Raw genomic sequence first — 24,569 nt, forward strand, 5'->3', positions numbered from 1 at the left:
GTCTACGCCTTCATGGCCATGACCGTGTGATCGCGCGTCGTCTCGCTCAGCCAGGTGCCGATCTTGGTTCCGAGGCGGTCGGGCGAAATCGGCTTCGGCAGATAGTCGTCCATGCCGGATGCGATGCATTTCTCGCGATCGCCCTTCAGGGCATGAGCGGTGACGCCGATAATCGGGGTATGCATGCCGGTGCCGCTTTCGGCGTGGCGGATGGCGCGCGCGGCCTCATAGCCGTTCATTTCCGGCATCGAGACATCCATCAGCACCAGCCTCGGGTTCAACGCGCGATACATTTCGAGCGCGGTGCGCCCGTTGGCAGCGATGCGATAGGAAAGGCCGAGGCCATCCAATATCTGGCCGAAGACAAGCTGGTTGACCTCGTTGTCCTCGGCAACGAGGATATCGAGCGGCGCGCCTGATCTCGGCTGCCCCGCATCTGCGGAGTTGTCCGCGCCCGGACCGCGCAGAACCGTGAAGGCGCTCGCCTGCCGCCGTTTTGGCTGTTCTCGCAAAGGCTCGCGCTCGAACCGGGCATTGCCGAGCGAGGTGCGTGCCTTTTGGATTGCGCCAATGACCGTGCCCAGAAGCACCGCCGAGCGCGCCGGCTTGGTCAGATGCGCGGCTATTCCATAATCGAGGACCAGCCGGCCGAAGTCGATCTGGTCGACCGAGGTCAGCATCACGACGGGGATAGGCGCGAGCCGGCTGTCGGCACTTATCGCCCTGGCGACGTCGGCGCCGTTCATGCCGGGCATTTGATAGTCGAGGATGATGCAATCGACCGACGCGCCGAGTTGGCAGGCCCGTTCCAGGAAAGCCAGCCCCATGGCGCCGCTTTCGGCAGCGGCACAATCGAAGCCCCAGCTCCTCAGTTGTTCTAGCAGGATTTCGCGATTGACCGGATTGTCGTCGATGACAAGCACGCGCGCGCCGGTGACGCCGATCGGCACCACATCGGCCTGAGCGGGCGCTTCGTGGCGCGGCATTGCCACCTCGAACCAGAATACCGAGCCGCGCCCGACCTCGCTTTCAATGCCGATCCTGCCGCCCATCAGGTCGACAAGACGGGCCGCGATCGCCAGCCCGAGCCCGGTGCCCTCATGGCGGCGCGTCGAGGAACCGTCGACCTGGGCGAATTTTTCGAACACGGTCTGCAACTTGTCGGCTGGAATGCCGATGCCTGTATCTTCCACCTTCACCTTCAGGCGGACCGTATCTCCGGCAGCGTCATCACCGACGTTGGAAACATCGATCAGCACATGGCCCTTTTCGGTGAATTTCACCGCATTGCCGAGCAGATTGGTGAGTATCTGGCGAAAGCGCCCGACATCGCCGACGAGGTGGCTTGGCAGGAGCGGATCGACGCGTACGATCAGCTCCAGGTTCTTTTCCGCCACGCGGGTCGAAACCAGCGTGGCGGCGTCCTCGACCGCCTCGGCCAGTCGGAAGGGTTTCGGGTCGAGGGTCAATTGGCCGGCATCGATCTTGGAGAAATCAAGGATATCGTTGATGATCGTCAGCAGCCCGTTGCCGGATTTGACGATCACGTCGGTAAAGGTCTTCTGGCGCGGCGACAGTTCGGTCTTGGCCAGGAGCTCGGCCATGCCGAGCACGCCGTTCATCGGCGTGCGGATTTCATGACTCATATTGGCGAGGAATTCGGACTTCGCCCGGTCCGCCGCCTCGGCCTGGCGCAGCGACTCGGCAGATTCGGCAAAAGCGCTGCGGATCGCCTTTTCCATCGGCCGGAAGACCCAGAAAGCGACAAGCGCCAGCACTGCCACAAGCAGGATACCGGCATAGGACAGTAGCTTGTCGTTGCGCTGCTCGATAACGGACCGTTCCCGGTCAAGCGCGGCGCGGGCGCGCACCAGCATCGGCTGAACGAAAAGATCGTTCTGGTTGCGGATTTCGCGGATGCTCCACTCGTCGATCTTCCGGGCGCCGGCCAGTTCGCCCAGATTGCGCACGATATCGCGCGCCGACCAGAACAGATCTCCATTCACCGATGCGGATTCGAGTTCGTCAACGGCTGCGCGCGACAGGTCCGGCCATGCCGCCGCCAGCGCGCCAGCGAGTTCGCCTATCCGCCATTCCAACTTTTCGGCGTGGCCGGCAGCCGCCATCGTCAGATCGTCACGGGTTTCTTCCCGCCACGCCGCGACCGTTGCCTCGGAGAAAGTGGTCGCATTTCGAACGTCGCCTGAAAGCGTGGCAAGGTCGATACCGATCCGATCGACCTGGTTTCGAAAGGAGCTGACACTGTTCAATGTGTAGAGGATCGCTGCTGCCGCCAGCGCCAGCAACAACAGTCCCGACAAGTAGCGAACCCGAATCGAGCGGATGAACCGAGAATAGTCAGGCACGCAACCGCTCCGCACATATGGCAACAGTTTTAATGTGCTGGATTACGCTTGATTTACATTAAGAATTCGTTCCGGCTTCCATCAAAATAGCCGTTTCGACTTCAATTGCGCCGGTCGGCGACGAAGCTTGCCGCCTGTTTGAGGAACACGGCCCGTTCGCCATAGGGTTCCAGCAGCCCATGCGCCTGGGCAACCAGCCCCGAAAGCTGCCGGCGCGCCCAGTCGACACCATGCAGGGCGACCAACGTGGCCTTGCCGGCTGCGGCATCCTTGCCGGTCGCCTTGCCCATTATTTCGGCATTGGCGGTGACGTCGAGGAGATCATCGGCCAGTTGGAAAGCGAGCCCCACCGCCGAGCCGAACTCGGCAAGCCGTGCACGGTCCGACGCTGACGCTCCGGCCAGTATGGCGCCAGCCTCGCAGGCGTAACGGATCAACGCGCCGGTCTTCATCGCCTGGATGCGGATGATGTCGGTTTCGTCAGGGGTGGATTTTTCAGCCTCGAGGTCCAGTGCCTGCCCCCCCGCCATGCCGCCAAGCCCCGCGGCGCGGGCAAGGCCGCCGACAAGATCGATCTTGTGCCGCGCGGCGATCGCCGTCGCCTCGTCGGCAAGAATATCGAAAGCGTAGGTCAGCAGGCTGTCGCCGGCCAGGATCGCGGCGGCCTCGTCGAAGGCGCGATGCACTGTCGGCTGGCCCCGGCGCAAATCGTCGTCGTCCATCGCTGGAAGGTCGTCATGGATCAGCGAATAGCAATGCACACATTCCAGCGCCGCCGCCACCCGCATCGCCGCCTCTGTGTCCGCGTCGAAAAGCGCCGCAATTTCCAGCACCAGGAAGGGACGCAACCGCTTGCCGCCATTCAGGACGCCGTGACGCATCGCCGCCAGCAGCCGTTGCGGGCGGTCGATTTCGCCGTCAAGCGCGCGCCCGTCGAGCAACTGGCGCAGCAGCATCTCGACGGAGTGGGCCCGGGCTTCAAGGCGGGCTTCAAACGGAACTGGGTATGCTTCGAACATAATTGCCACGGTTTACGGCAATCGCCGTTAGCGTCAAGTTCCGCCGCTCCAGACATTGCGCCGCAGATAAAGCGCCTTTATGCCGGGAGAGGAGACAGGGTTCACGACCTGAGAGGCAGACTGCTTGGACGAACCGACAATCGATCCTGAACCGGAAAGGCTTGTCATGACGCCGCGACGAAAGTCCAGGACGCGCGCGGCTTCCGGTGGCTGGGTTCGACGCATCGTCGTCATTCTGGTCTGTCTCGGACTGCTGCCGATCGGCCTGACGATCCTCTACATGGTGCCTTTCATTCATCCCGTCTCGACGTTGATGCTGAAGGATCTGGCGACATTTTCGGGCTACGATCGTCGTTGGGTCTCCATCGACGAAGTCGCGCCTGTGCTTTCGCATTCGGTCATCATGTCCGAAGATGGCCAGTTCTGTTCGCATCGCGGCATCGACTGGAACGAGCTGCGCGTGGTCATAGACGATGCGATAGCCGGCGAAGCGAGCCGCGGCGCGTCGACCATTCCGATGCAGACGGTGAAGAACCTCTTTCTCTGGCAAGGGCGTCCGGTGATCAGGAAGGCGCTCGAAATACCTCTGGCGATCTATCTCGACGGGGTGCTCAGCAAGAAGCGGATCATGGAAATCTATCTCAACATCGTCGAATGGGGCCCGGGCATCTACGGCATCGAAGCCGCCGCCCAGCATCATTTCGGTGTTTCGGCCAGCCAATTGTCGTCGCGTCAGGCAGCACTTCTCACCGTCAGCCTTCCCAACCCCATCACCCGCAATCCGGCCCGGCCGGGTCCGGGGCTGAAGCGGCTGGCCAATCTCATCCAGCGACGCGCCGCGCGCGCCGGCGGCTATGTCGGCTGCGTCGACTAGCCACTGATGGAAAAAAATCGCCACAGCGCTGGTCAAAGCCAAGATTGCCGTGTATAGGCACGCCACTCATCTTAAGAATTCCGGCCCATCGACGTGCGGCCCTTTCGCGAGGGCATACGGGGCTTATGATAGACGGAGCGATTCCATGGCTGTGCCAAAACGAAAAACTTCGCCGTCCCGGCGCGGCATGCGCCGTTCGGCCGATGCGCTGAAGGCCCCGACCTATGTCGAGGACAAGAATTCGGGCGAAATGCGCCGCCCGCACCATATCGACCTGAAGACCGGCATGTATCGCGGCCGCCAGGTTTTGACGCCGAAGGAAAGCTGAGCTTTTCTTCTGCCTTGCGCATTCAAAAAGACCGGCTCGAAGCCGGTCTTTTTCATTTGAAGCGCATTTCAAACGCGCGATGAACAGCGTTATCATCGCATCTGAATTTGAACCTTCCAGAACAGGGTCGGGCAGATTCAAAATGCTGGAGCGAGACGATCGATGCTCACAATGATACCGCTGCTGATCATTCCCTTCATCATCTTCAATCTCGGGCTTGCCGGCCTGTTCGGCCCCGACCCTTTCGCCACGGAACTGTTTTCCGTGCAGATGATGTCGGGCGGCTTGTGGACGATGACCGTCGGCAATCTCCTGGTCGTCGTCGCCCTGCTGCTGCTTTTCGGCGAAATGATGAAGTCGACGCGGACCTCCAACATCTCGGTGGTCGACCACCTTCTGTCGATCATCGTCTTCGTCGCCTTCCTGGTCGAATTCCTGATGGTCAGCGGCGCGGCCCACCCCGTCTTCTTCACGCTGATGGTGATTGCGTTGATCGACGTGCTCGCCGGTTTCGCGGTCTCGCTGCGCTCGGCCGGGCGCGACGTCAATCTGAGCTGATCAGCCGCCGTCCGCCGCGAAACCGGCAGCTTCGATGCCGGCGATGGCCGCCGCTTCGTCATTGTCGGACGTATCGCCCGAAATGCCCACCGCACCGATGATGTCCCCTTCCGCATTCTTGACCAGGACACCACCCGGAACCGGCACGATCCTGCCGCCCGACACGTCCGATACGCCCGCCATGAGATGCGGCCGTTCCCTGGCAAAAGCGTCCAGCTTGCGCGAGCCCATGCCGATCGCCAGTGCGCCGAAGGCCTTGCCCGACGCCATCTGATGCCGCAGCAGCGAAGCGCCGTCCTGCCGCTGGAAGGCGACGAGGTGACCGCCGGCATCGAGCACGGCGACGCCAAGGGGCTTGAGGATGAGTTCGCCCGCTTTGGCGAGGGCCGCGCCGATGATTTCGTTGGCTTTGTCGAGCGTCAATTTTGACATGCTTTTTCAGTCTCCGGGTTTGGTCCGGCCAATGTTGGCGGGGTTGGGTGGTCCGGCTGGGCCGGGGAGTGGTTGTGTGATCAGCTTAGGGATGTTCGGAGTCTCGGAGGTGGCTCCGGGCGTTCGAGCCTCGGTTCCTGCCCTCCGCTAGGGCTCCGGGCGTTCGAACCTCGAAAAGCCAAATCGTTGGCTTTTCGCCGGCCCTTGGCCGGACGGTTCTCACCCCATTGAATCGATCTTGCGCTGCATCGCGGCGATCTGCTCCTTCAATTCCTGAAGATCGTCGGGGTGTTCATCGGCATCTTTCTTCGAAGGCTCCTCCGATGCCGCGGCGGTATTGGGAGACGGAAATGGCGCGAACAGGCGCACGGCCTGCTGGAACATTTCCATGTTGCGGCGGGTCTGCTCCTCCAGGGCCTTCATCGGCGTCGCCATTTTCATCATATCCATCGGCGATTTGCCGATCGCGGATTTCATCTGTTCGCGAAACCGCTCCTGCTCCTTGGCGAAAGCGGACATGGACTGCTCCAGAAAGCTCGGCACGATCATCTGCATCTGGTCGCCGTAGAAGGCGATCAACTGACGCAGGAACGGAATAGGCAGCATGTTCTGCCCATCCTTGTTCTCGAGTTCGAAGATGATTTGGGTGAGGACCGGATGGGTGATGTCCTCGCCGGTCTTGGCGTCCTGGACCGTGAAATCCTCGCCCTTCTTGACCATCTCGGCGAGGTCCTCGAGCGTCACATAGGTACTGGTACCCGTGTTGTAGAGCCGACGGTTGGCGTATTTCTTGATCACCACCGGATCGTCTTTTGCGGGCATCAACATCCTCCCCGGACACCGGAATTTGCTGCAGGCAGCCGTATCGACCGCATTTTGCGTGAGGATAGGCGCAAACCGTCGTCAATTCCAAGTCCTTTGTGCAGTGCACGAATTTGTCTGGGCTTGTCCGTTGAATCTCCGTCGGCTTTGCTTTTCGCCGGCTAAGACTCGCCCGTCTCCGCGCCATTTCGCGTTTGACTCGGGGTCGCGAAAGGGCAAGAAAAGTCGATCAGTTGCGCCTTTCGACGATCCTTCCGAGTTTTTTGGAGACAAAAATGTCCGCAATCGTAGTAGCCAGCGCCGCCCGCACACCGGTCGGCTCCTTCAACGGCTCATTCGCCAACACGCCTGCCCATGAACTGGGTGCGGTCGCGATAAGGGAGGCATTGGCCAGGGCGAACGTCGATAGCCAGGAGGTCGACGAGGTCATCCTCGGACAGGTGCTGACGGCCGGACAGGGCCAGAACCCCGCGCGCCAGGCTTCGATGGGCGCCGGCTTGCCGAAGGAGACCACGGCATGGAGCCTCAACCAGGTGTGCGGCTCCGGCCTGCGCTCGATCGCGCTCGGCATGCAGCAGATCGCCACCGGCGACGCGAAGGTCATCGTCGCCGGCGGCCAGGAATCGATGTCGCTGTCGCCGCACTGCCAGCATCTGCGGGCCGGCGTGAAGATGGGCGACTTCAAGCTGATCGATACAATGATCAAGGACGGGCTGATCGACGCCTTTAACGGCTATCACATGGGCAACACCGCCGAAAATATCGCTCGGCAATGGCAGCTCAGCCGCGACGATCAGGACCAGTTCGCACTTGCTTCCCAGAACAAGGCGGAAGCCGCGCAGAAGGCCGGCAAGTTCAAGGACGAGATCGTCGCCGTCACCCTGCAGGGCAAGAAAGGTGATACCGTGGTCGACCATGACGAGTATATCCGCCACGGCGCCACGATCGAGGCGATGCAGAAGCTGAAGCCGGCCTTCGACAAGGAAGGCACTGTCACCGCCGCCAACGCCTCGGGCCTCAATGATGGGGCGGCCGCTGTCGTGCTGATGACGGAAGAGGAAGCCGCGCGGCGCGGCATCACGCCGCTCGTGCGCATCGCCTCTTGGGCAACCGCCGGCGTCGACCCGCAGATCATGGGCACCGGACCCATTCCTGCTTCGCGTCGGGCGCTGGAAAAGGCCGGCTGGTCGGTCGGCGACCTCGACCTGGTCGAAGCCAACGAGGCTTTCGCGGCGCAAGCCTGCGCGGTCAACCGCGACATGGGCTGGGACCCGGCGATCGTCAACGTCAATGGCGGCGCCATCGCCATCGGCCATCCGATCGGTGCATCGGGCGCCCGCATCTTCAACACGCTCGTCTTCGAAATGCGCCGTCGCGGCGCCAAGAAGGGTCTCGCCACGCTGTGCATCGGCGGCGGCATGGGTGTGGCCATGTGCGTGGAAGCGATGGGCTGAGGGAACAGCGAATAGGATGAGTGGCGCAGGCACGCGGGAGGGAGCCCCTACTCGCCATTCGCTGCCCGCTATTCGCCCAATGATCGGGAGGAGGACACCATGAGCAGAACAGCAATCGTCACCGGAGGCTCGCGCGGCATTGGCGCGGCCATTTCCATTGCGCTGAGGGATGCCGGCTACAAGGTTGCAGCCAATTATGCCGGCAATGACGAGGCGGCCGCCAAATTCAGGGAAGAAACCGGCATCGCTACCTATAAATGGTCGGTGGCCGACTACGACGCCTGTGCAGCCGGCATAGCCGAGGTCGAGGCAGATCTCGGCCCGGTGGATGTTCTGGTCAACAATGCTGGCATCACCCGTGACGCCATGTTCCACAAGATGAGCCGCGAGCAGTGGAACGAAGTCATCGGCACCAATCTCAACGGCGTCTTCAACATGACGCACCCGCTGTGGAGCGGCATGCGCGACCGCAAGTTTGGCCGCGTCATCACCATATCGTCGATCAACGGCCAGAAGGGACAGGCCGGACAAGCCAACTATTCGGCGGCCAAGGCGGGCGATATCGGTTTCACCAAGGCGCTCGCGCAGGAAGGCGCACGCGCCGGCATCACGGTCAACGTCATCTGCCCCGGCTACATCGCCACCGACATGGTCATGGCAGTACCTGAAAAGGTAAGGGAATCGATCATCGCGCAGATTCCGGTCGGCCGCCTCGGCGAGCCAGAGGAGATCGCACGCTGCGTGGTCTTTCTCGCCTCCGACGAGGCCGGCTTCATCACCGGTTCGACGATCACCGCCAATGGCGGGCAGTATTTCGTCTGAAGCTGGACGGCTAACGGCGCCGCCGAGCGGCGCCGTCTCCGGCGATCGCTTTTGTTATTTCGAGGGCAATGCAAGCCGCCCCGGCAATCGGCGCGCCCGCTTACCTGTCCCGCAATGACACAATTGCCTTAACGAAGATGCCTGGGCGTTGCAGCATGGGCGACTTTCCGAGCGATTTTTTGAACGCACGGCCCCGTCACCACACAAGATGTTGCGGTGAACAAAGCAGGAAACCCGCCCGATCAGTGATTCGTCGCCGCTTCGTTCCGGCTTTGACCGCAGACTTAACGCGAGCTTGCCGACAGGACCTGTGCGTCGGTCATACAAGGTTAAACAATCTTGAGGGGACCTTAACAATTGCGGCTTCGCTTGGACCTGGCGAGTCACGCCATGCGCAAAGGTTAACACGATCGCTAAAATTCGCTCGAAATGCGTTCCGAACGATTCAGCATGTCGAGCCGAAAAACCTGTCAAGTGCTATATCTAGTGTGGAACAAATCAGGAAAGCCGATAAATCGCTGATTCGTCGCCTGTTCGTTCCGTGTTTGGCTGAAAAGTTAACAGGCACCGAAGACAGGTCCTTGGGACAAATAAAAATCATTGATTTTCAATGGCTTATGTGAGAGAGACCAACCCCGACCGGCATAAGTTAACGCCCCTCCCCCGAATCTCTCCGCACCCGAAGACATCGATTCAGCATCTGGTGAAAAAATCTGGTGTGCAACTAGATGTTGGGGCGAACAAAAGATGAATCGTCGAGAGTCAGCGATTCGTCGCCGATTCGTTCCAGACTCGTTCCACCCGTTAATTCTCCAACATTTCCGCTTCCGTTTCCGCTTCCGACTGCCTATCTGTCGCAGCGAGACGACTTGCCTGGAAATTACCGCGTTGGCCTGTCAGCATGGGTCGCGAAACACACGTGGGAAAGGCCGAACCGCCTACGATGAACATCGAACCCCGACAATCCGCCCCGCTCCTGCTTTCCGGCCGCGATGTGACCGCCGTGCTCGGGCCGACCAATACCGGCAAGACCCATCTGGCGATCGAGCGGATGGTGGCCCATGAAAGCGGCATCATCGGCCTGCCGCTGCGGCTTCTGGCACGCGAGGTCTATGGGCGGGTCTGCGAAAAGGTCGGCGCCGACAAAGTCGCGCTGGTCACCGGCGAGGAGAAGATCCTGCCGCCTGGCGCGCGCTACTCCGTCTGCACGGTGGAAGCGATGCCGCGCACAACGGATGCAGCCTTCGTCGCCATAGACGAGGTGCAGCTTGCCGGCGATCTGGAGCGCGGCCATATTTTCACCGACCGCATTCTGCATCTGCGTGGCCGCCAGGAGACGCTGCTTCTGGGTGCGGCCACCATGCGCGGCATTTTGGAGCGGCTGCTGCGCGGCGTGTCGGTGGTGACGCGGCCGCGCCTGTCGCATCTTGCCTATTCGGGCTCGAAGAAGATCACCCGCCTGCCGCGACGCTCTGCGATCGTCGCCTTCTCAGCCGACGAGGTCTATGCCATCGCCGAACTGATCCGCCGCCAGCGCGGCGGTGCGGCCGTCGTTCTCGGCGCGCTTTCGCCGCGCACCCGCAACGCGCAGGTCGCGCTCTATCAGTCCGGAGACGTCGACTATCTGATCGCCACCGACGCCATCGGCATGGGTCTGAACCTCGACGTCGACCACGTCGCCTTTGCCCAAAACCGAAAGTTCGACGGTTTTCAATACCGGGCCTTGACGGCGGCCGAACTCGGGCAGATCGCCGGACGCGCGGGACGGCATCTACGCGACGGCACGTTCGGCGTCACCGGCCAGGTCGATCCCTTCGACGACGAACTGGTCGACAAGATCGAGAGTCACGACTTCGATCCGGTCAAGGTGCTGCAATGGCGCACGGTGCAGTTCGATTTTTCCAGCCTCGAAGCGCTGAAACATTCCATTGAGGCGACGGCGCCGGTCGAGGGACTGACGCGGGCGCTGCCGGCGGTGGACGCGCAGGCGCTGGAACAGCTTTCGCGCGACCCCGACATCAAGGCACTGGCGACCGGCCGCGACCGGGTAGCGCTTTTATGGGAGGTCTGCGCGCTTCCCGATTACCGCCGTATCGCCCCGGCACAGCACGCCGATCTTGTCGCCTCGATCTTCGTCGACATCGCCGACCGTGGCCATGTCGATGAAAACTACATGGCCGAGCAGGTGCGCCGCGCCGACACCACTGAAGGCGACATCGATACGCTTTCGCACCGCATCGCTCAGATTCGCACCTGGACCTATGTTTCGAACCGGCCTGGCTGGCTTGCCGATCCGATACACTGGCAGGAAAAGACGCGAGAAATCGAAGACAGATTGTCAGATGCGCTGCATGACCGGTTGACGAAACGTTTTGTAGACCGCAGGACTTCCGTCCTTATGCGCCGCCTCAGAGAAAATGCCATGCCAGAAGCAGAAATCAGCCCCTCCGGAACGGTCCTCGTCGAGGGCCATCATGTCGGGGAATTGCAAGGGTTCCGATTCACCGCCGACCAGACCGCGGCCGGGGAAGACGGCAAGGCCATCCGGGCGGCTGCTCAAAAAGCGCTCGCCGCCGAGTTCGAGACGCGCGCGGAGCGTTTTTCGACCTGCGCCAATGGCGATCTCGCGCTCAGCTCCGACGGCACGCTGCGCTGGATCGGCTCGCCGGTCGGTACGCTGGTCGCCGGGGAGGACGCGCTGAAACCCCGCGTCATCCTGCTTGCCGACGAGCAACTCACCGGTCCGGCGCGCGACAAGGTCGCCGCGCGCGCTGATCGCTTCGTCAATTTCCAGATCGAAACCCTGCTCAAGCCGCTGATCGCGCTCAGGGATGCCGAGCAACTGACTGGAATTGCGCGCGGCATCGCCTTCCAGCTCGTCGAGAATTTCGGATTGATCAATCGCCGCGAAATCGCCGACGATATCAAGACGCTCGATCAGGAGGGCCGTGCGAGCCTGAGGCGGCTGGGCGTGCGCTTTGGCGCTTATCACATATTCCTGCCCGCGCTGCTGAAGCCCGGACCGGCCGGGCTGGTGACGCTGCTATGGGCGCTGAAGAACGACGGCAAGGAATTGCCGGGCTTCGGAGACGTGGTCCACTCGTTGGCGGCGGGCCGCACCTCGGTCATCATCGACCCGGCCTTCGACAAGGCATTCTACAAGCTGGCGGGCTTTCGCAATCTCGGCCGGCGGGCCGTGCGCGTCGACATTCTCGAGCGTCTGGCCGACCTGATCCGGCCGGCCCTAGCTTGGAAGGCCGGCGCGGGACCCCGTCCTGACGGCGCCTATGACGGCAGCGCCTTCCTGGTGACGCCGGCAATGATGTCCATCCTCGGCGCCACCGCCGACGATATCGAGGATATTCTGAAGGGTCTCGGCTATCGCGGCGAAGCCAAGCCGGCGGCCGAGGTCAAGGCGCGACTGGAAGTGCTCGACGAAGCAGCACTTGCGGCGAAGAAAGCTGCGGATGCCGATACGAAGCCCGACGGCGAGGGCGCCACGGAAAGTGAACCGACCGCAGCGGTGGATCCTCGACCTGAACAAGCAGCGGCCGACGCCGGTGCCATTGACGGAAGCCAGGACTTTGCCGCTCCCTCGGAAGATCGCACCGAGACGGCTGGTGACGCGGCCGCACTCCCAACGAACGTCGAAGACACCGCGCCACCAGTAGGATCGGTCGATGCGGCCCCGACTGCGACCGAGCAAGCGTCGCAACCGAGCGCCGCCGAAAGCCAGGCCGAAGAGCCGAAGCCCATTCTGCTTTGGCGTCCCGCCCGCTTCGACAGGCGAACGCATCATCGCCAGGACAACCGCCAGCGCGGCCGTCCGGCGGAGGCAAGGAGCCAGCAAAATGGCGGCCGGCCGGAGCGCGACGGCGATCAGCGTGAGCAGGATGGCAAGAGCCGTTTCGATCGCGGCAAGTTCAAGAAATCGGCCAAGCCGAATGCCGGAAATGGCAGGCATGAACACCGCGACGATCGCCGCCCGGCCAAGGGCGGGCACGGCAAGCCGGCATTCCAGCCGAAGCCGCGCGAGGAACGGCCTGTGCGCGTCGATCCGGACTCGCCCTTCGCCAAGCTTGCTGCATTGCGCGACCAGCTCAAGAAGTAGATGCCAGCCGACGGTCGTCAGCGTATCGACAAATGGCTGTTCTTCTCGCGCGCCGTCAAATCGCGCTCGCTTGGGGCAAAACTCGCCCAGGCCGGGCGCGTGCGCATAAATGGGGAGAAAACCAGCCAGGCCGCAGATTCCATTAAGCCAGGCGATGTGCTGACGATCACGCTGGAGCGGCGCATTCTCGTCTACCGGGTCGTTGCGCCGGGCACCCGGCGCGGTCCGGCAGAGGAAGCGCGACTGCTCTATGAAGACCTTTCGCCGCAGCCAGCACCGAGGGAAGCCCGCGGTGAAGGAAACTTGGGGCCGCAACGCGATCCGGGCAGCGGTCGTCCGACCAAACGCGAGCGGCGCGAGACAGACCGGCTGCGCGACAGCGATTGACGAGCGCTTCCGTCCAATCCCGTTCGCCAAGTCGGAACGGCTTTCCAGGAGAGCGCGACTGCGCGCAATGGCCGCCCTTGAAACACCCCGTCAAAGCGGTTACCTCACATCCAGCAAAGGAAGGAAGGGGCAAGCCCCGGAGCCACTAGCATGACCTATGTCGTGACCGACAATTGCATAAAATGCAAATACATGGACTGCGTCGAGGTCTGTCCGGTGGATTGCTTTTATGAGGGCGAGAACATGCTCGTCATCCATCCTGACGAGTGCATCGACTGCGGCGTTTGCGAGCCCGAATGCCCAGCCGACGCGATCAAGCCCGATACGGAACCCGGCCTCGAAAGCTGGCTCCAGATCAACGATGAATACGCCTCGAAATGGCCGAACATAACGGCCAAGAAAGCTCCGCCCGAAGACGCCAAGGAATTCGACGGCGTCGAGGGCAAGTTCGAGAAGTATTTTTCCGCCGAGCCTGGCGGCGGCGACTAAGTCGCAAGCAGTACCCGGCTGATCGCGAGGTCGCGCCGCGGTCGGGACGCCTTCGTCAGCCGGCTTCCATCGCTCTGCATCCGGGGGCCTCTTCGCGCCTGCAGCAAATCCTTGATTCTTTCAAGTTTTTGTGGTATCCAATCCTCAACATACCGCTGGCAAGCTGTCGACTTATGGCGCAACGCCTTAATCACTGAAAGGTTAGTACAAGCTCCGGGCCAAGGCTACTTGGGCTAGGCAACGCATTGAGCGCGTTGAGCCTGTGCCGGCTTCCCCGGAGGTCTTCGTCTGTTTGCGGTATATCGTTCGGCCGTCTCGGCCGCCCATCCGGTTTGCCGGCGTTATAGCCGGCGCCACAAAAGGAGTTCAGTGCGTATGGCAACCACACCCCCGCAGAAGAAGTCCGCAGCTCGTCACGGCTTCAAGGTCGCAGAGTACATCGTCTACCCTGCGCATGGCGTCGGCCAGATCATGGCCATTGACGAGCAGGAAGTCGCGGGCCACAAGCTTGAGCTGTTCGTCATCGATTTCCAGAAAGACAAGATGCGGCTGAAAGTGCCGGTTGCGAAGGCGACCGCCATCGGCATGCGCAAGCTTTCGGAAACCGACTATGTCGACCGGGCGCTTCGCGTGCTGCAGGGCCGTGCGCGCGTCAAGCGCACCATGTGGTCGCGCCGCGCGCAGGAGTATGACGCGAAGATCAACTCCGGCGACCTCATCTCGATCTCGGAGGTCGTGCGCGACCTGTTCCGTGCCGACAACCAGCCCGAGCAGTCCTATTCGGAGCGGCAGCTCTATGAGGCTGCGCTCGATCGCATGGCGCGTGAAATCGCCGCAGTCAACCGCCTGTCGGAGACAGAGGCGGTCCGTATGATCGAAGTTAACCTCGCCAAGGGGCCCAAGCGCGGCGCCAAGGCCGAGGCCGACAACGAGGAAGCCGAACAGGAGGAGGCCGCATAAGGCCGCCCTTCAATCGGACGTAATTCGAACCCGGCGGAAACGCCGGGTTTTTCTTTTGCGCCCGCGGAAGAGCATCGTTTTCGGTCCGATGCTCAAACAAAGAGATGGATCGACAATGTGCGTCCGTCAGGATGCACGGCGATCCAGTGTGCTTGATACTTCCCGTCCCTGGCCTACAATCCTCCCGATAGCACACCGGACCGGGCAGCCGCGTGCCGCAAGCAAGAATGGAGTTCGTCATGGACGAGGAAGTTTTCAACATGTCGATCCGTAAATTCCTGAAGGAAGTCGGCGTGACCTCCCAGCGCGAGATCGAAGCGATCGTGCGCAACGGCAAGGTCAGCGGCAACCGGATGCGGGTTCGCATGACGCTCACCGCCGAAGGCACCGACCTCAATCATGTCGTGGACGGAGAACTGAAACTCTCCTGAGCCGGCCGGGAATATCAACCTCAGAGCACTCATTCCTCAGTCGGGGAATACTGGTAAGCGCGTGCTGAAGCTCGCCGCTTCGGCGGTTTTGCGTCCTCCGGCAGACAAGACGCCCCCATCCGTCCCCGCGATCTGCCGCGTCCTCCACAAAGCCCATGGAACAATTCCCTCCTGAGACGCGTTCTGATGCGTCGAGGGAAAGTAGAGCAACCCAATCCCGAGAGGGTCGGCGTTCCCGGGTCGGATGTTGAAACACCCGTAGTCGCGAGGTGGACGCGAGATCGAACGCCCCTGAGTGAGGGAGCGCAAGACGATGGAAGACAAGGCTAGGCGCAAGATGATCCGCGCTGCCATGGCGGCGCCCTACCTTGAACGGAGCGAAGAACACGATCTTGCGTTGCGTTGGAAGGATCACGGCGACCAGGAGGCGATGCACCGCATCACCACTGCCCACATGCGCCTCGTCATTTCCATGGCAACCAAATTCCGCTATTTCGGCCTTTCCATGGGCGATCTCGTCCAGGAGGGATATGTAGGCTTGCTGGAGGCGGCGCTGCGCTTCGAGCCTGATCGCGACGTGCGGTTCTCGACCTATGCGAGCTGGTGGATCCGGGCTTCCATTCAGGACTACATCCTGCGCAACTGGTCTATCGTGCGCGGAGGTACGAGTTCGGCTCAAAAGGCGCTGTTCTTCAATCTGCGCCGGCTGCGCGCACGCCTTGCCCAGGGACCGGACACGCTCTCCGGCACCGCGCTCTACAAGGAGGTCTCGGAGGCCCTCGGAGTTTCGGAAGCCGATGTGGCGATGATGGACTCGCGGCTTTCCGGCCCGGATGCCTCGCTCAATGCGCCGCTGGTCGACGACGGAGGCCGCTCGGCCGACCGGATGGATTTCCTGATATCGGATGAGCCCCTGCCCGACGAGGTGGCCGGCGAGGCGATTGATGTCGAGCGTCGCTCAAGCTGGCTGAAGAACGCGCTTGGCGTTCTCAATGACCGGGAATTGCGGATCATCGAGGAGCGCCGGTTGCAGGACGAAGGCGCCACCCTGGAGTCGCTCGGCCAGACGCTCGGAATTTCCAAGGAGCGCGTTCGCCAGATCGAAAACCGCGCGATGGAAAAGCTGAGACTGGCGCTGGTGAAGGAGAGCCCGGCGTTCTTGTCCGCCTGACCTGTCGGATCACCGGTCGGTGACGATCTTGACCTTGTCGCCGGCCGACACCGTGGCGCCGGGCGCAAGCCCATTCAGCACGCGAAACAGATCGAGCTTTCTGTCGACGCCGACCATCTGGGCGGCGAGTGTGCCCATTGTCTGGCCAGGCCGTACCGTAACCACGCGAATGCGCAGCGGCTTCAACGCGGCTTTTTCAGCCGCCGTCAGCACATGAAAGGAGCCGCTCACCGAGCGAGCGACGGAATTCAGCGCCGTGCTCGCAATAGGCGCCGCAGTCAGCAGGCGGTAGACCTGTCCGCCCGCTCGGATGACGACGATGTCGAACTGCCATCCGTCGGCCCGGGCCGACGCCAGTGCCGCCTCGTTGCCGTTGATCGTCTCGGTGCGCACACTCGCGTCCTCGAGCCCGGCAACCCAGCCGCTGCGTAGGTAATCGGTCAGGGCGACGCCCTTGTCGATCGTCACGCCGTCGAAGCGGACGGCGATGTCGCCGGGTCCGGTCGCCGTCACGGCGGCAGCACTGTTGTCTATGACGAAACCCGACGGCACCGAAAAGCTCACGCCGAGACGCGGATGCAGGAAAGTGGTGCCGCGCACATAGCCTTCTTCCGGCGTGTCCCCGAACAACAGGCCATCGATGCCGGCAAGGAACGAATCGCGCTCGGTGACGCCGGTGCCCGGCGCGCCGAACTGGCGAGCATGGCGCTTGGCCAACTCGATGCGTTGAGGAGCGTTGGGATGGCTTGCCAGAAAATCGAGGCTTGGATCCGTGGCGCCGCTGATCGAGCGGAAATCGCTGTAGGCCGCCATGGATTGCAGAAACCGTCCGGCGGCGAATGGGTCGAACCCAGCCTGAGCGCTCGCCTTGATGCCGATGGCATCCGCTTCCAGTTCCTGGTTGCGCGAAAACTGCGCCAGCCTGAGCTTGCCGCGGATCAGCGCCACCTTTGCTGTCGGGCTTTCGCCCAGAACGTCGGTGACGACCTTGGTGGCCAGCACCTCCTCGGCTTCCTTTTGCTGGCGCTGTAGGCCGTGATTGGCGGTGACATGGCCCATTTCGTGAGAAATGACGGCCGCAAGTTCGGCCGAATCATTGGCGAGCGCCAGGAGACCCCGAGTGACGTAGAGATAGCCTCCCGGCAGTGCGAAGGCGTTGACGTTGGGCGAGTTCAGGATGGTGATGCGGTAGGTCTGGGTCGGGTTGCCCGAAACCGTAGTGAGATTGCCGACAACCTTCGCGACCATCCGCTCCAGCTTGGGATCGGAATATTCCCCGCCATAGGTCGCCAATATGCGCGGATGCTGGCTGCGCGCCAGCTCCGCCAACCTGTTGTTGCGCGAAACACTGTCGACCGTCACCGGGTTGTCGGAGGGACGGAAGGCCGACTCCTTGAGATCTCCTCCGAACATCTGACAGCCTGCGAGGAGCGCCAGCGTAGCCATGGCTGCACAGGCGCGCGTGCTGCGGCGCAGGCGCGAGGGCGACGTTCCGGCTATGGGCGCGCAGGTCGACAGTTCGGCGTCCTTTCTGAGATCAAAGCCCATCGGCGCGGATTCGATGCGTGGACTTATTCGCCCAATTACGCAAGATGGGAAAACGGTCAGGTTCCGATGCCCCTCTGGCCGCAAATTATGTCGGCTTCCGGGCGCCTCTCGTCGTTTGCGCCTCTTCCGCCTCCCGGCCAATATAATGCCGGAAGGACAAAGGTCCATGCTCGCCGAAAAAAGCCGACGTCTTACCGGTCGCACTAACCGCTCCATGCTCGATAAACACCATGTTTCCGGCCATTCGGCGTGCGTCTTCTGCCTGATGTGTCACGAAAACCACAGTCATTCCAGATTCGGCGTGGACGCCCGCCACCAGATCGACCATCTCTTCCCGCAAAGCCGGGCCGAGCGATGCAAATGGCTCGTCGAGAAGCAGCACCGGCCGGTCGCGCACCAGCACGCGCGCCAGCGCGACGCGCTGCCGCTCGCCGCCGGAGAGTTCGCGCGGCAGACGCCTCTCCTTCCCGGCAAGCCCTGTTCGAGCGAGGGCCTGCGTGATTGCCGCATGGTCGCCGGCGGTCAGCCGCAGCGACGGTGAGCGGCCGAGGCCGACATTCTGCTGGACGGTCAGATGGGCAAAGAGGTTGTTTTCCTGAAACACCATCGACACCGGCCTCGCCGCGGGCGGCGCTTCGGTCACATCCTTGCCGCCGATCAGCACGCGACCTGACTGCGGCGTCTCGAAGCCGGCAATGAGGTTGAGCAACGTCGACTTGCCCGATCCACTCGGCCCCATCACGGTGGTGATCGCCGCCGCCTCTATCTCCACGTCGAAGCGCATCGACATCTCGCCATAGCAGAACGCGGCCTTGTCCAGCCTGATCGCCGCGCCAGTCGGCCGTGTCCTGGAATTCATGGCGCATGGTCCTTTCCGAGCCGACCCGCCAGCATCATCAGCGCCAGGCAGAGCAGGCCGAGCATCAGCGCCAATCCGGCCGCATCTTCCGTTCGATAACTGCCCATGCGCCCAAGCAGGAGATAGGGCAGCGTCTGCACCTGATCGCTGCCGAACAGCGCGATCACCCCAAGATCGCCGAGCGAAAGCGCCATGGCAAAAGCGAAAGCTGTCGACAGCGGACGGCGCAGCACCGGCCAGTCGATCAGTCGCAACCGGTTCCAGCCAGCGAGACCCAGCTGCGCGCAAAGCCGCTCGTGGCGTTCGCTTGCCGCATCGTGCGCCGGGCGGATGGCGCGAATGGCGAAGGGCATCGCCATCACCGCGTTGACGGTGACGACCATGATCGGAGCGACCGCAAAGACGTCGCCGAAATGACGCAACAGCACGAACCACCCGGCACCGACGACGATGGGCGGCACCACCAGCACGAAGCCGGCGCCGGTGTCGGTTGCCTGTTCCAGCACCGACTTGCGGCCGGGGCCGCGCCTGAGCGCCAAAGCGCGCCGCGCCATGACCAGCGCAAGCGTCAGCACAATGCAAAGACATGCCGATAGAAGCGCAAGCACAAGGCTCGTCGCGGCGGCGCTGCGCACCGCGCTTTCACCGGCAAGGCGGGCAAGATCGGCACCAAGCCCGGCAAACACCGTCGCCAGCATGGGTCCCGCGACGAAGCCAAGTGTGGCTGCGAGCAGCAAGGCGTTGAGCGTTGTCTCGCTACGCGAGGCTGAAATGAAGCGGCGCTGCGTAACCGAAAGATTGGGATCGGCTGCGACAGCGACGCCGAGCCGCAACAGGGCGAACACCACGGCCATGGTCAGGACGATCTGCAACAGCGTCAGCGCCACGGCGCGCGCCGGATCGAAGTCGAAGCGCAGGGACTGGTATATGGCGACTTCCAGCGTGGTGGCGCTCGGGCCGCCACCCAGCGTCAGCACAATGGTAAACGAGGTGATGCAGAGCATGAACACCAGGCCGGCCACGCCGGGCAGGCTGGCGCGCAGCACCGGCCATTCGACCAGCCGAAAGGCCGGCCGTGCCCCCATGCCAAGCTGGCTCGCCAGCCGCCACTGGTCTGGTGGCACCGTATTCAGGGCTTCGAGGAATAGCCGTGCTGCCAGCGGCAGGTTGAAGAATACATGGGCGACCAGAATGCCTGACAGTCCGTATATTCCCGGCCAATCCTCGCCGGAGATCGCGCCGAACATGTCGGCGAAGAGGCCGGCGCGGCCGTAGAGCGCCAGCACGCCGAGTGCTGCGACGATCGCCGGCAGCGCCAACGGCACTGCGAAAAGCTGCAGGATCAGGCCGCGGCCCCAAAATGAAGGATGCCGCGACAAAGCGCGGGCAACGAACAGAGCGGGAATGACCGAAAGCAGGGTCGACAGCAAAGCCTGCCAAAGCGTGAAGCGGACAACGCGCATCAGATAGGAATCGAACGCCGAAAACGCGCCCGACAGGTCGCCCGCGCCCTCCACGACCAGACCGACAAACGCCCCGCCGATGAGAAGGGTGACCGCCGCAAGCGCTAGCACGCCGGCGGTTATGCGGGCGTCGGCGTGGTGGGCGGACTGCACGCGACCTAAGCTGCGCATGAGCGGAGCGCCAGGGAAGGTTGCACGTCGGCCTTGCCGACGTCACCCCCCTCTGTCCTGGACATCCCGCCCTCAAGGGGGGAGATCACGCCGGCATCAAAATCCCCCTTCCTCTCTATCGTCGCAAGAGAGATGCAAACGAGCGTGAAAGCCAATCTCCCCCCTTGAGGGGGAGATGTCCGGCAGGACAGAGGGGGGTATGGCACTCTCATTACCGGTTTCCCGAGGCGCGCCTACTACTTGCTCATCACCGCCAGCCATTCATCGACCCAGGCCTTACGATTGGCGGCCACTTCTTCCGAACCAATCTCGAGGGTGGTCGTCGGCTTGATCAGCTTGTCGAATGCAGGATTGAGCGGCTTGTCGGTCTCTCCGGCAGGAAGCATCCAGTTGGTTTCGGGAATGACGTCCTGAAAGCCGGGGCCGACCATGAATTCCATGAATTTTTTCGCCAGCGGGTTCTTCGCGCCGGTGGTGGTGATGCCGGCCACCTCGACTTGCAGATAATGACCCTCGGCGAAGGAGGCCGCCTTGTATCTTTCGCTTCCTTCCGAAATCATGTGATAGGCAGGCGATGTCGTATAGGAGAGCACCATCGGCGCCTCGCCCTTGGTGAACAGGCCATAGGCCTCGCTCCAGCCGGGTGTCACCGTCAGCACGCGGTTCTTAAGCTTCGCCCACGCTTCCTGAGCCCTATCGCCATAGACGGCCTTGACCCACAGAAGCAGGCCGAGCCCCGGCGTCGAGGTGCGCGGGTCCTGGATGACGATCTTTTCGCTGGCATCGCCTTCGACCAGTTCCTTGAGACTGGCCGGCGGGTTGGCGAGCTTCTCCGTGTCGTAGATCACGGCGAAATAGCCATAGTCGAACGGCACGAATATATCGTCGCTCCACCCACCCGGCACCTTGACCTTGGAAGCGTCGACGCCCGAGGCTGTGAACAGGCCGGTCTTGCGCGCTTCGGCCGTCAGGTTGGTATCGAGTCCGAGCACGATTTCGGCCTTGGTTGCCTCACCTTCGAGCTTGACCCGGTTGAGCAGGGCCACGCCGTCGGCCACCGAAACGAAATCGACCGTGCAGCCGCATTCGGCCTCGAACGCCTTCTTGATCTGCGGACCCGGCCCCCACTCGGCCGTGAAGCTTTCATAGGTGTAGACGGTAAGCTTCTCGGCAGCCATTGCAGGCGCGGAAGCGGCAAGCGCGAGAGCGGAGACCAGGGAGAAAAGCAGTGTGCGCATCGGCGCCTCCTTCATTGCTGTTGAGGGGAATTGAAGCGCCGGACGTCCGAAGCATCTAATCCCTCCGCCGGTACAAACCGGATCAGGTTCAGCGGGTTGGCTGGGTTTCCCCTAAACCTCTCAGCCGGCACATGAACCATGCACACGGCACCCCGTTAGAGCGTCGATAGACATAGGGCGGAGCAAGGGGGCGCGCAAGCGCTGTTTGGCTTTCGCTCCGGCAAGCTCCGCCCTTCCGTTACGGGGGGACGGCGTGATAGAGGCGAGCGACAATGAGCCGATTTTTCATCCTGCTTGGCGGCGACCTCATCCGTACGCCCCGCCTTGAAGCGCAGCTTGCGGGCAGCCGCGTCATTGCCGCCGATTCCGGCATCCGCCATGCGGCCATGCTCGACGTGATGCCCGAGCTATGGGTCGGCGATTTCGATTCGACGCCGGCCGACCTGCTGGACGACTATTCGGGGGTCCCGCGCGACGTCTTCCCCCCCGATAAGGACAACACCGACGGCGAACTCGCAATCGCTGCGGCGCTCGACATGGGTGCGACCTCGTTGGTGCTGGCCGGGGCCTTCGGCGGGTCGCGAGCCGACCATGCATATCTGCATCTGGCGCTGGCGGTGCGGCTGGCTGAGGATGGAACACCTGTCGTCCTGACCAGCGGCCATCAGGAAGGGCGGCCACTCCTGCCCGGCACCACCAGTTTCGACTATCCGGACGGAACGGTGTTTTCGGTGATCGGCTTTTCCGAACTTTCCGGCCTGACCGAAACCGGCGCCAAGTGGCCTCTCGACCGTGTCGAGGTGCCCTTCGGCTCCTCGCTCACCCTCTCCAATGAAGTGCGCGGCAACCTGCGCATAGCGCTCGATAGCGGTCGCGCGATGCTGATTGCCCATCCCTATCCTTCGGACATCTGATTCATGGCTCCACCCCTTCTCTCACTCGACGGGATAAGACTGACCTTCGGAGGGACACCCCTGCTCGATGGCGCTTCGCTTTCGGCTTCGGCCGGCGAGCGCATAGCACTGGTCGGGCGCAACGGCTCGGGCAAGTCGACGCTTCTGAAGATCGCCGCCGGCATGGTCGAGGCGCAGGACGGCGAGGTCTTTCGCCAGCCCTCCGCCACGATCCGCTACCTGCCGCAGATGCCCGACATGGATGGCTTCGCCAATGTCCGCGCCTATGTGGAAGCAGGGCTTGGCCCGGCGGACGATCCTTATCGCGCCACCTATCTCATGGAGCATCTGGGTCTGACCGGCGAGGAAAGTCCTGCCCGACTTTCCGGCGGCGAGGCGCGGCGCGCCGCCTTGGCGCGGGTGATGGCGCCGGAGCCGGACATATTGCTGCTCGACGAGCCGACCAACCATCTCGACCTCACCGTGATTGAGTGGCTCGAAGAGGAACTCAGCCGTACGTCTTCCGCGCTGATAATGATCTCGCATGACCGGCGTTTTCTCGAACGCGTGTCGCGCGCCACGGTCTGGCTCGATCGTGGCCAGACCCGCCGGCTCGACAAGGGCTTCGCTCATTTCGAGGAATGGCGCGACATCATCCTCGAGGAAGAAGAGCGCGAACAGCACAAGCTCGGCCGCCAGATCGTGCGCGAGGAACACTGGCTGCGCTATGGCGTGACCGCACGGCGCAAGCGCAACATGCGCCGGCTTGGCGAATTGCAGTCGATGCGCCAGCGCTTCCGCAGCCATCGCGGCGCTGAGGGAGTGGCGACGATGGTGGCGAGTGACGCCGCCGAATCCGGCAAGCTGGTCATCGAGGCGAAATCCATCGGCAAGAGCTTCGGCGACCTCACCGTGGTCAAAGATTTCTCCACGCGCATCCAGCGTGGCGACCGCATCGGCATGGTCGGGCCGAACGGCGCCGGCAAGACAACGCTTCTGAAGATGCTGACCGGCGAACTGGAGCCGGATTCAGGTTCGGTGCGCCTCGGCGTCAATCTCGAGATCGCCACGCTCGACCAGAAGCGCGCCGCCGTCGACCCGCAGGAGACGCTCGCTCACTTCCTGACCGATGGACGCGGGGAAAATCTCGTCATCAATGGCGAGGAGCGTCATGTCGTCTCCTATATGAAGGATTTCCTGTTCAAGCCGGAGCAGGCGCGCACGCCGGTGCGCGAGCTTTCCGGCGGCGAGCGGGCGCGGCTCATCCTGGCCCGGGTGCTGGCGCGTCCGGCCAACCTGCTGGTGCTGGACGAGCCAACCAACGATCTCGACATGGAGACACTGGAACTGCTGCAGGAACTCGTCGCCGGTTTCGCCGGCACCGTCATCCTCGTCAGCCATGATCGCGATTTTCTCGACCGCACTGTCACAAGCATCATCGCGCCCGAAGGCGATGGACGCTGGGTAGAATATGCCGGCGGCTATTCCGACATGCTGGCGCAACGCGGCGGCAACAAGCTTGCCGACCGACGAACGGCTGGCAGGCAGCCGCCGGAAAAGCCGCGCACCGAAAGCGCCCCTCCGCCGAAGGCGCCAGCGACAAAACTCTCCTTCAAGCAGAAATTCGCGCTTGAAAACCTGCCGGGAAAGATGGCTGCGATTTCCGAGGCGATTTCCGATCTGGAGAACAGCATCGCCGATCCGGCATTCTACGAGCGCGACCCGAAGGGTTTTCAGAAGACCATCGTAGCGCTCGACAAGGAGCGCGCCACCCTGGCCGCCATGGAGGAGGAGTGGCTGGAACTGGAGATGCTCCGGGAAGAGCTGGAGGGGTGAGGAGTGGTGCGCGTTAGGTCATGAACTCATAAATCTGGTCGAAATGGTGTGAGGCCATCTCGCCGGATACAAGGAGCGAAGGCGCAGGAAAAGCCAACGCTTTGGCTTTTCGAACGCCCCGAGCCATTAGCGAAGGGCAGGAGCGAGGTGCCTCGCCACCCAACCTGCGTCACCTCGGCTGACGAGCGCCGCTAGGCAAAGAGCCGGGGTCCACTCCGTAACGAACAAAATGGGCGCCGATACGCCGCTGCGCTACGCGCCGCCGCGTTGCGGGATAACGCCACTCTTGCGCATCGTGCCCGAGCCGCGAAATGACGCCAATCTCGGCGCCGCGACG

21 protein-coding genes and 1 riboswitch are annotated in these 24,569 nt (G+C 62.7%); of the genes, 13 read left to right on the plus strand and 8 right to left on the minus strand.

What is annotated here, in order from left to right; all coding sequences use genetic code 11:
- Positions 1-2 precede the first annotated feature (2 nt).
- Together ACLKMW_RS10035 and ACLKMW_RS10040 are read right to left on the minus strand one after the other, a co-directional pair.
- Positions 3-2,366 (minus strand): response regulator, encoded by a 2,364-nt coding sequence (locus ACLKMW_RS10035; protein ID WP_415724321.1) that lies wholly within the window; start codon positions 2,364-2,366, stop codon positions 3-5.
- A 101-nt stretch (positions 2,367-2,467) separates the two neighbouring features.
- Positions 2,468-3,385 (minus strand): polyprenyl synthetase family protein, encoded by a 918-nt coding sequence (locus tag ACLKMW_RS10040; protein ID WP_415724322.1) that lies wholly within the window; start codon positions 3,383-3,385, stop codon positions 2,468-2,470.
- A gap of 166 nt (positions 3,386-3,551) precedes the next feature.
- On the opposite strand from ACLKMW_RS10040, the gene mtgA reads away from it, so the two are divergent.
- From mtgA to ACLKMW_RS10055, 3 genes are all read left to right on the plus strand, one after another.
- Positions 3,552-4,259, plus strand: a complete 708-nt coding sequence (mtgA, locus tag ACLKMW_RS10045; protein WP_415724323.1) for a monofunctional biosynthetic peptidoglycan transglycosylase — start codon at positions 3,552-3,554, stop codon at positions 4,257-4,259.
- A gap of 145 nt (positions 4,260-4,404) precedes the next feature.
- Positions 4,405-4,587 (plus strand): 50S ribosomal protein L32, encoded by a 183-nt coding sequence (rpmF, locus tag ACLKMW_RS10050; protein WP_128628548.1) that lies wholly within the window; start codon positions 4,405-4,407, stop codon positions 4,585-4,587.
- Positions 4,588-4,749: 162 nt separating this feature from the next.
- Complete coding sequence (locus tag ACLKMW_RS10055) at positions 4,750-5,145, plus strand: hypothetical protein (RefSeq protein ID WP_415724324.1); 396 nt, start codon at positions 4,750-4,752, stop codon at positions 5,143-5,145.
- On the opposite strand, the gene ACLKMW_RS10060 is transcribed toward ACLKMW_RS10055, so the two are convergent.
- Positions 5,146-5,577, minus strand: coding sequence for a GlcG/HbpS family heme-binding protein (locus tag ACLKMW_RS10060; protein WP_415724325.1), 432 nt, complete (start codon positions 5,575-5,577; stop codon positions 5,146-5,148).
- A 219-nt stretch (positions 5,578-5,796) separates the two neighbouring features.
- Positions 5,797-6,399, minus strand: coding sequence for a polyhydroxyalkanoate synthesis repressor PhaR (gene phaR, locus ACLKMW_RS10065; RefSeq protein WP_415724326.1), 603 nt, complete (start codon positions 6,397-6,399; stop codon positions 5,797-5,799).
- Between the two features lie 275 nt (positions 6,400-6,674).
- Here phaR and ACLKMW_RS10070 point away from each other — a divergent pair, with 275 nt between their 5' ends.
- From ACLKMW_RS10070 to ACLKMW_RS10105, 8 genes are all read left to right on the plus strand, one after another.
- Positions 6,675-7,853 carry an acetyl-CoA C-acetyltransferase gene (locus tag ACLKMW_RS10070; RefSeq protein WP_415724327.1) on the plus strand — a complete coding sequence of 393 codons (1,179 nt, stop codon included), beginning with the start codon at positions 6,675-6,677 and terminating at the stop codon, positions 7,851-7,853.
- A gap of 99 nt (positions 7,854-7,952) precedes the next feature.
- Positions 7,953-8,675 (plus strand): beta-ketoacyl-ACP reductase, encoded by a 723-nt coding sequence (gene phbB / locus ACLKMW_RS10075; RefSeq protein ID WP_415724328.1) that lies wholly within the window; start codon positions 7,953-7,955, stop codon positions 8,673-8,675.
- A gap of 943 nt (positions 8,676-9,618) precedes the next feature.
- Positions 9,619-12,786: a helicase-related protein gene (locus ACLKMW_RS10080; protein ID WP_415724329.1), complete on the plus strand. Its 3,168-nt coding sequence runs from the start codon at positions 9,619-9,621 to the stop codon at positions 12,784-12,786.
- Positions 12,787-13,173, plus strand: a complete 387-nt coding sequence (locus ACLKMW_RS10085; protein WP_415724330.1) for an RNA-binding S4 domain-containing protein — start codon at positions 12,787-12,789, stop codon at positions 13,171-13,173.
- Between the two features lie 150 nt (positions 13,174-13,323).
- On the plus strand, positions 13,324-13,662 hold the full coding sequence (gene fdxA, locus ACLKMW_RS10090; protein WP_415724331.1) for a ferredoxin FdxA: 339 nt from the start codon (positions 13,324-13,326) through the stop codon (positions 13,660-13,662).
- A gap of 375 nt (positions 13,663-14,037) precedes the next feature.
- On the plus strand, positions 14,038-14,622 hold the full coding sequence (locus ACLKMW_RS10095) for a CarD family transcriptional regulator (protein ID WP_415724332.1): 585 nt from the start codon (positions 14,038-14,040) through the stop codon (positions 14,620-14,622).
- 239 nt (positions 14,623-14,861) lie between these two features.
- Complete coding sequence (locus ACLKMW_RS10100; RefSeq protein ID WP_415724333.1) at positions 14,862-15,053, plus strand: DUF6494 family protein; 192 nt, start codon at positions 14,862-14,864, stop codon at positions 15,051-15,053.
- Positions 15,054-15,366: 313 nt separating this feature from the next.
- Entirely contained in the window at positions 15,367-16,224 is an 858-nt protein-coding gene (locus tag ACLKMW_RS10105) for an RNA polymerase factor sigma-32 (protein WP_415724334.1), read from the plus strand.
- Between the two features lie 9 nt (positions 16,225-16,233).
- Here the strand turns inward: ACLKMW_RS10105 and ACLKMW_RS10110 are convergent, their stop codons facing one another.
- The 4 genes from ACLKMW_RS10110 to thiB form a co-directional block, all read right to left on the minus strand.
- Positions 16,234-17,670 carry a M48 family metalloprotease gene (locus ACLKMW_RS10110; RefSeq protein WP_415724468.1) on the minus strand — a complete coding sequence of 479 codons (1,437 nt, stop codon included), beginning with the start codon at positions 17,668-17,670 and terminating at the stop codon, positions 16,234-16,236.
- A 187-nt stretch (positions 17,671-17,857) separates the two neighbouring features.
- On the minus strand, positions 17,858-18,631 hold the full coding sequence (gene thiQ, locus ACLKMW_RS10115) for a thiamine ABC transporter ATP-binding protein (RefSeq protein ID WP_415724335.1): 774 nt from the start codon (positions 18,629-18,631) through the stop codon (positions 17,858-17,860).
- A complete protein-coding gene (thiP, locus tag ACLKMW_RS10120; RefSeq protein WP_415724336.1) occupies positions 18,628-20,265 on the minus strand; it encodes a thiamine/thiamine pyrophosphate ABC transporter permease in 1,638 nt (545 codons plus the stop codon). Before thiP ends, thiQ begins: the two co-directional genes overlap by 4 nt.
- A 236-nt stretch (positions 20,266-20,501) precedes the next feature.
- The gene (gene thiB / locus ACLKMW_RS10125) at positions 20,502-21,503 is read right to left on the minus strand and encodes a thiamine ABC transporter substrate binding subunit (protein WP_415724337.1); all 1,002 of its coding nucleotides are present in this window, start codon (positions 21,501-21,503) and stop codon (positions 20,502-20,504) included.
- Between the two features lie 42 nt (positions 21,504-21,545).
- Positions 21,546-21,668: riboswitch (TPP riboswitch) on the minus strand.
- Positions 21,669-21,775: 107 nt separating this feature from the next.
- Here thiB and ACLKMW_RS10130 point away from each other — a divergent pair.
- Complete coding sequence (locus ACLKMW_RS10130) at positions 21,776-22,417, plus strand: thiamine diphosphokinase (protein WP_415724338.1); 642 nt, start codon at positions 21,776-21,778, stop codon at positions 22,415-22,417.
- A 3-nt stretch (positions 22,418-22,420) separates the two neighbouring features.
- Positions 22,421-24,232: an ABC-F family ATP-binding cassette domain-containing protein gene (locus tag ACLKMW_RS10135; protein WP_415724339.1), complete on the plus strand. Its 1,812-nt coding sequence runs from the start codon at positions 22,421-22,423 to the stop codon at positions 24,230-24,232.
- The last annotated feature ends 337 nt before the right edge of the window (positions 24,233-24,569 follow it).

The sequence above is a fragment of the Borborobacter xinjiangensis genome (assembly GCF_047739745.1).
In the GTDB taxonomy this organism is placed as follows: domain Bacteria; phylum Pseudomonadota; class Alphaproteobacteria; order Rhizobiales; family Rhizobiaceae; genus Pseudaminobacter.

What these genes read in the sequence shown, in the direction of transcription:
- ACLKMW_RS10055 (WP_415724324.1), top strand. Translation starts at nt 4,750, where the DNA reads ATGCTCACAATGATACCGCTGCTGATCATTCCCTTCATCATCTTCAAT.
- thiQ (WP_415724335.1), bottom strand. Translation starts at nt 18,631, where the DNA reads ATGAATTCCAGGACACGGCCGACTGGCGCGGCGATCAGGCTGGACAAG.
- ACLKMW_RS10080 (WP_415724329.1), top strand. Translation starts at nt 9,619, where the DNA reads ATGAACATCGAACCCCGACAATCCGCCCCGCTCCTGCTTTCCGGCCGC.
- ACLKMW_RS10105 (WP_415724334.1), top strand. Translation starts at nt 15,367, where the DNA reads ATGGAAGACAAGGCTAGGCGCAAGATGATCCGCGCTGCCATGGCGGCG.
- ACLKMW_RS10095 (WP_415724332.1), top strand. Translation starts at nt 14,038, where the DNA reads ATGGCAACCACACCCCCGCAGAAGAAGTCCGCAGCTCGTCACGGCTTC.
- phbB (WP_415724328.1), top strand. Translation starts at nt 7,953, where the DNA reads ATGAGCAGAACAGCAATCGTCACCGGAGGCTCGCGCGGCATTGGCGCG.
- fdxA (WP_415724331.1), top strand. Translation starts at nt 13,324, where the DNA reads ATGACCTATGTCGTGACCGACAATTGCATAAAATGCAAATACATGGAC.
- ACLKMW_RS10110 (WP_415724468.1), bottom strand. Translation starts at nt 17,670, where the DNA reads ATGGCTACGCTGGCGCTCCTCGCAGGCTGTCAGATGTTCGGAGGAGAT.
- ACLKMW_RS10070 (WP_415724327.1), top strand. Translation starts at nt 6,675, where the DNA reads ATGTCCGCAATCGTAGTAGCCAGCGCCGCCCGCACACCGGTCGGCTCC.
- ACLKMW_RS10085 (WP_415724330.1), top strand. Translation starts at nt 12,787, where the DNA reads ATGCCAGCCGACGGTCGTCAGCGTATCGACAAATGGCTGTTCTTCTCG.
- phaR (WP_415724326.1), bottom strand. Translation starts at nt 6,399, where the DNA reads ATGCCCGCAAAAGACGATCCGGTGGTGATCAAGAAATACGCCAACCGT.
- thiB (WP_415724337.1), bottom strand. Translation starts at nt 21,503, where the DNA reads ATGCGCACACTGCTTTTCTCCCTGGTCTCCGCTCTCGCGCTTGCCGCT.
- mtgA (WP_415724323.1), top strand. Translation starts at nt 3,552, where the DNA reads ATGACGCCGCGACGAAAGTCCAGGACGCGCGCGGCTTCCGGTGGCTGG.
- ACLKMW_RS10100 (WP_415724333.1), top strand. Translation starts at nt 14,862, where the DNA reads ATGGACGAGGAAGTTTTCAACATGTCGATCCGTAAATTCCTGAAGGAA.
- ACLKMW_RS10060 (WP_415724325.1), bottom strand. Translation starts at nt 5,577, where the DNA reads ATGTCAAAATTGACGCTCGACAAAGCCAACGAAATCATCGGCGCGGCC.
- ACLKMW_RS10040 (WP_415724322.1), bottom strand. Translation starts at nt 3,385, where the DNA reads ATGTTCGAAGCATACCCAGTTCCGTTTGAAGCCCGCCTTGAAGCCCGG.
- rpmF (WP_128628548.1), top strand. Translation starts at nt 4,405, where the DNA reads ATGGCTGTGCCAAAACGAAAAACTTCGCCGTCCCGGCGCGGCATGCGC.
- ACLKMW_RS10135 (WP_415724339.1), top strand. Translation starts at nt 22,421, where the DNA reads ATGGCTCCACCCCTTCTCTCACTCGACGGGATAAGACTGACCTTCGGA.
- ACLKMW_RS10130 (WP_415724338.1), top strand. Translation starts at nt 21,776, where the DNA reads ATGAGCCGATTTTTCATCCTGCTTGGCGGCGACCTCATCCGTACGCCC.
- thiP (WP_415724336.1), bottom strand. Translation starts at nt 20,265, where the DNA reads ATGCGCAGCTTAGGTCGCGTGCAGTCCGCCCACCACGCCGACGCCCGC.